This is a genomic window from Flavicella sp. (genome assembly GCF_029238425.1).
Lineage (GTDB): Bacteria > Bacteroidota > Bacteroidia > Flavobacteriales > Flavobacteriaceae > Flavicella.
The window spans coordinates 1-1,993 of the sequence record NZ_JAQWGB010000178.1 but is presented as its reverse complement, the minus strand read 5'-3'; the positions used below and the strand labels follow the sequence as shown (position 1 = coordinate 1,993).

Genomic DNA, 1,993 nt, shown 5'->3' with positions numbered 1-1,993 from the left:
TAATTAATGATAAAGATGATGTAATTACCTTTGCTAAATTTTAAGATTAGATTTAATTAAAAATACTGTTTACATACCAAAAACCCGCTATTGAATTTTCAATAGCGGGTTTTTTTGATAAATGAGTATAAGGAGTGGGATAAATTGAGCTTAGTTTATTGGTTTTCAATGTCTAATTTTGAATTATAAAGTAATCAATATGAAATCAATTTTTTTAGCGCTGTTTATAACTATGTTTTGGGCATGCTCCGCTTCAGATCAACAGAGTACCATAAACGAAATAAAAATAGAAAAAATTTTTAAGGAGCCAATTATTCCAGTCGGTGATGTCTCTGATATAGCGCTTTATAGCAGTAAACCTTATCGTCAGGATGGTGCCGGTTATTTAGGAGTGGATTTCGAAAATTTACCAACCGACAGAGCAATTACTTTTGCGAAAGTAAATACTGAAAAAGAAAGCATAACCTTAGAACGAATTATAGATCAATTAACAGTTCTTGGTGGTGGTACTATATTTATTCCTTCAGGTCAATACGTTTTTAAAAATATTGAGTTAAAATCTAATATTCATATCACCTTTGACAAAGGTGTTGAAATTCATATGGATACTACAAGAGGTGGGAAGGGGTTTTTATTCAATCTTGGTGTACATGCAGCTGATCAAAATTTAGTACAGAATGTTAAATTAATTGGTTTAGGAAGTCCGGCCGAACGACCTAAGTTATTTTTAGAAAGAAGTGGAAATGCTTTTAGAAGGGCCGTTGCATTTGGGCATGCTCAAAATGTATTAGTTGAAAATTTTTCTATTTATGATGAATATACCAAAGGAACAGCAATTGCATTTAATCCGGTTCAAATTGATGAAATATCTGCTCATATACCAGAGAATGTAACCATTGCTAATATCAGTATGACAGGTGCATCGATAGGTTATGGTTTGGCCCAGACAAATACTGGGAAAAATATTTTATTAAAAAATTTAGTGTTTGAAGGAGGAATGACTTGCAGAATAGAAGCGCATACGGGACGCCATTTAGATATTGGGGTGTATAATATTATTATTAAAAATGTGGTTAGTAAGCATGGGAAAGCGGCTGTGTTATTACAACCCCATTCTGTTGTGAATGGAAGAGTAATGGTAGATGTTGCCATGTCGGTAGGAAGTTCTTGGACTTTATTCTTAAAAAATGGTTTTGTTGCCAAAGATTCTAAAAGACGAGCCAAAGGTTCTTTTCATGCAAGTTCAAAATTTAAAAATATAAGTATGGTTTCAACGGATGATACTGCATCGATGTCTTTTAAGAATTTTAAGTATGTGCCTGAGAATTTAAAATATTTATACCATCCTCCAAGTTTTGTGAGAAATGCAGCAGATGTAAATCATACTTTAGGTGCCGATGGAAATTTTTCTAATGAAAGTCCAATTACAGGGCCTTCAGTAGCTGTAATTTTTATAGATGCAAGTTATCCTTTAAATATTCCAAAAACTCAGGAAATAGCTTTAAATGGAGTTGTTTTAGATAGGATAAAATTATATAAAATAGATTAAAAATAAATTTTTACTATTCTATGGTTTTATTGAATAATTATTTTTCGAGTGTCTGTTGTACCGTAACTTATTGTTTTTAAAATATAAATTCCCCTTGCTAATTCTGATACGTTTATTTGGTGCTTTAATTTTTCATGAGAATTTGAAATAACTGGAATTCCAGAAATGGTAAATAAGGTATAGCTAGCATTTTTTTCAGATTCAATGAATAAATATTCTTTGGTTGGATTTGGATAAATTTTATGTCTATTTAAAATTGTGGTATCAACAGATAATTCATCTTTTAAAGAAAAATGAATGGCATCGATATAAAATTTTCCGATTCCACCACCAAAATCAGGATCATTTAATACTTGAATATTCAAATGAGCATTCTGAACAGTTTCTTTGATTTCAATTTCTTGGGTTACGGAAATCCATTCGTTTTTTGCCAAAGTTGAAATA

The 1,993-nt window shown here is 31.0% G+C and carries 2 protein-coding genes; one reads left to right on the top strand and one right to left on the bottom strand.

All coding sequences use genetic code 11. The features are described from left to right. Positions 1-199 precede the first annotated feature (199 nt). Positions 200-1,549, top strand: a complete 1,350-nt coding sequence (locus tag P8H68_RS12255) for a hypothetical protein (protein WP_300325594.1) — start codon at positions 200-202, stop codon at positions 1,547-1,549. A 26-nt stretch (positions 1,550-1,575) separates the two neighbouring features. Here the strand turns inward: P8H68_RS12255 and P8H68_RS12250 are convergent. Beyond that, on the bottom strand, positions 1,576-1,993 hold a 418-nt coding region (locus tag P8H68_RS12250; RefSeq protein ID WP_300325592.1), incomplete at its 5' end, for a T9SS type A sorting domain-containing protein.